The sequence below is a fragment of the Streptococcus intestinihominis genome (assembly GCF_046824975.1).
Taxonomy (GTDB): Bacteria; Bacillota; Bacilli; order Lactobacillales; family Streptococcaceae; genus Streptococcus.
In genome coordinates this window covers 209,270-213,037 of the sequence record NZ_JBKQBL010000001.1, presented here as the reverse complement: position 1 = coordinate 213,037, position 3,768 = coordinate 209,270, and the positions used below count along the sequence as shown (strand labels likewise).

Sequence of the window (3,768 nt, the reverse complement as noted above, 5' to 3'; positions counted from 1 at the left end):
AAGATATTGAATCTATTAACTACGCCGAGGAAAGCCTCGAAAAGGGAGTGGATCTCGACACCATTATGGACCAGATCCGACATATTGGCCGGGACAATGCTCGGACTCCGATGCAGTGGTCCAAGCAGCCACAGGCTGGTTTTACGACTGGTCACCCTTGGTTAGCCGTCAATCCAAACTATCAGGAAATCAATGTAGAAGCGGCTTTGGCTGATTCCTCATCCATTTTCTATACCTATCAACAATTGGTTGCCCTCCGTAAGGAGCAAGACTGGTTGATCTCGGCAGACTTTGAGCTAGTGGATACAACTGATCAAGTCTTTGCCTACAAACGAGTAGATGGGGACCGGTGCTACTTGGTCGTGGTCAATTTGTCTAGTCAAGTCCAGAGCTTTGAACTGGAGGAAGACTATCAGGAGGTCCTCATTAGCAATACCAATGTAGAGCAGGTCAAACAGACAAAAGTATTGGAACCTTGGGATGCTTTTTGTGTTCAACTAACTTGAGCATAAGTTCCTACAAAAAAAGAAGCGGATAGCTTCTTTTTTTGTTTTAGAGGGGACGAGGACTGTCCAATGGGAGGGAGGCTCAGTCTGTCTGGTAAAAGCCTTATAGTTATTTTTTATAAGGACTATTAGTTCTGGTCAATGGCAAGAGGCGGAAACCCTTGATCTATAAGGTTATAGTTTCTGGCTATACCATAAACCATTGAAAAGCAATTATACAGAAGGCGCTTCTTCTGATAAGATAGACTCAACTTGAATTTTTGGAGGACAAAACATGTCAACTACAATTATCGGATTCCCTCGTTTGGGTGAATTCCGCGAACTAAAATTTACAACTGAGAAATATTTTAGAAACGAAATTACAGCTGAAGATTTGTTGGATGCTGCAAAAGAATTGCGTGCCAAACACTGGAACATTGTCAAAGAAAAAGGGATCACTGAAATCCCATCAAATGACTTTTCTCACTATGACAACTTCCTAGATGCTGCTTTCCTCTTCAACGTGGTTCCTGCATCTGTTCAAAACTTGGACTTGTCTGACCTTGAACGCTACTTTGCCTTGGCGCGTGGTTACCAAGGAGAGAAAGGGGATGTGCGTGCTCTTCCAATGAAGAAATGGTTCAACACCAACTACCACTACATCGTTCCAAAATTTGAAAAAACAACAGAAGTCAAATTGGCTGGTCACAAGATTTTTGATGAGTACCAAGAAGCCAAAGAATTGGGTCTTGACACTCGTCCAGTTGTGGTTGGACCATTCACTTTCCTTCAATTATCAGACTTCGAAGAAGGCGTGAAAGCTGAAGACTTCGTGGATAGCTTAGTGGCTGCTTACCAAGATGTTTTTGCTAAATTGGCTGAGCTTGGTGCAACTCGTATTCAATTGGACGAAGCTTCTCTTGTTAAAGATTTGTCAGCTGAAGAAAAAGCTCTCTTCTTGAACCTCTACAACAAATTGTTGGCTGACAAAAAAGGTCTTGAGGTCTTGATCCAAACTTACTTTGGTGATGTACGTGACATCTACGCTGACCTTGTGAACTTGCCAGTAGATGCGATCGGTTTGGACTTTGTGGAAGGGAAGAAAACTCTTGAACTCGTTAAAGGTGGCTTCCCAGCTGACAAGACTCTTTATGCAGGGATTGTCAATGGTAAGAACATCTGGCGCAACAACTACGAAGCAAGCTTGGAAATTTTGAAACAAGTACCAGCTGAAAACATCGTTTTGACAACTTCTTGCTCACTGCTTCATGTGCCATTTACAACTGCCAATGAAGACTTTGAACCAGCTATCTTGAACCACTTTGCTTTTGCAGTTGAAAAATTGGAAGAACTTCGTGACTTGGATGCTATCCGCAATGGTCAAGGTGAAGAAGCTCTTGCAGCAAACAAAGAACTCTTTGCGACTGAACGTGTCGGAGCAAATGCGGAACTTCGTGCACGTATCGCTGGATTGACTGATGCAGACTACACTCGTTTGCCAGCTTTTGCTGAACGTGAAGCAATCCAAGAAGATGCCTTCAAACTTCCAGCTCTTCCAACAACAACCATCGGATCCTTCCCTCAAACGAAAGAAGTTCGTGCGAAACGTTTGGCCTTCCGTAAGGGTGAATTGTCACAAGAAGAATACGATGCCTTCCTTGCTGAAACCATCGACGAATGGATCAAATGGCAAGAAGAAGTTGGATTTGACGTGCTTGTACACGGTGAATTCGAGCGGAATGACATGGTTGAGTACTTCGGTCAAAACTTGTCAGGTTACCTCTTCTCTAAGAATGGTTGGGTACAATCATACGGTATGCGTGGGGTGAAACCACCAATCATCTGGGGTGATGTGACTCGTCTCAACCCAATCACTGTCAAATGGTCTAGCTACGCACAAAGCCGTACGGACAAACCTGTAAAAGGTATGTTGACTGGACCTGTTACCATCCTTAACTGGTCATTCCCACGTGAAGACATCTCTATCAAGGATTCTACTCTTCAAATCGCTCTTGCAATCAAGGATGAAGTTCTTGATCTTGAAGCTGCAGGCGTGAAAATCATCCAAATCGACGAGGCTGCTCTTCGTGAGAAATTGCCACTCCGTCGTAGCGACTGGTACGAAGACTACCTTGACTGGGCTATCCCAGCCTTCCGTTTGGTACATTCAACAGTAGCACCAGACACACAAATCCACACGCACATGTGTTACTCAGAATTTACAGATATTATCCCAGCCATCGACAACATGGATGCAGACGTCATCTCATTTGAGGCAAGCCGTTCAAACCTTGAAATCTTGGACGAACTCAAAGCGAAAAACTTCCAAACAGAAGTTGGACCTGGGGTTTACGATATCCACTCACCTCGTGTGCCTAACGAAGGCGAAATCGATCACACTATCGAAGCTATCCTTGCCAAAGTACCAAGCAGAAAAGTTTGGATCAACCCTGACTGTGGTTTGAAAACACGTGGAATTAAAGAAACAAAAGAAAGCTTGATCCGTCTTGTAGAAGCGGCAAAAGCTGCTCGTAAAGCGCTATAAAGCAAGTAGAAATTCCTAAGCTTGCTCGATAGCAAAAAAAGAATTGCTCAATCAAGAAAGGAATACATTTGATGACTAAGCAAACACCGTCGCTCTCCTTTGAGGTTTTCCCTCCAAATCCTGAAGTAGGCAATGCCAAGCTCTTACGTGCCTTGGAAAATATGCAGGAATTAGCTCCACACTTTATCAGTGTGACAGCTAGCAATAATAAATACAATATCAAAGAGACGACGGTTGCTTTAGCCAATCATATTCAGAATGAATTGTCTATTCCGACCATTGCCCACTTACCTGCCATCTATCTAAGCAAGGAAAAAGTAGCAGATACCCTTCATGAATTAGATCAAGTAGGGGTTCATCGGATTTTGGCCCTTCGTGGTGATATTATTCCTGGTATTGAGCCTTTAAAAGACTTTCGTTATGCAACGGACTTGATTGAATTTATTAAAACAGAAGCTCCTCACTTTGATGTGATCGGTGCTTGTTACCCAGAAGGTCACCCAGATTCGCCAAACCAAATTTCAGATATTCAAAATCTGAAAAAGAAAGTGGATGCTGGATGTTCGAGCCTAGTGACTCAGCTTTTCTTTGACAATGAGCGTTTCTACGATTTTCAAGATAAGTGTACCTTGGCGGGAATTGATGTTCCCATTCATGCAGGGGTGATGCCAATTCTTAACAGAAACCAGGCCCTTCGCTTGTTGAAGACTTGTGAAAATGTTCATATCCCACGGAAGT

The 3,768-nt window shown here is 43.3% G+C and carries 3 protein-coding genes; all 3 read left to right on the top strand.

Going from position 1 to position 3,768, the window contains the following annotated elements:
• The coding region (locus ACLOR3_RS01085) for an alpha-amylase family glycosyl hydrolase (RefSeq protein WP_412036908.1) at positions 1-506 on the top strand (506 nt) is incomplete at its 5' end.
• Between the two features lie 274 nt (positions 507-780).
• Positions 781-3,030 carry a 5-methyltetrahydropteroyltriglutamate--homocysteine S-methyltransferase gene (metE, locus tag ACLOR3_RS01080; RefSeq protein ID WP_411400034.1) on the top strand — a complete coding sequence of 750 codons (2,250 nt, stop codon included), beginning with the start codon at positions 781-783 and terminating at the stop codon, positions 3,028-3,030.
• Positions 3,031-3,101: 71 nt separating this feature from the next.
• The coding region (locus tag ACLOR3_RS01075; protein ID WP_412036907.1) for a methylenetetrahydrofolate reductase at positions 3,102-3,768 on the top strand (667 nt) is incomplete at its 3' end.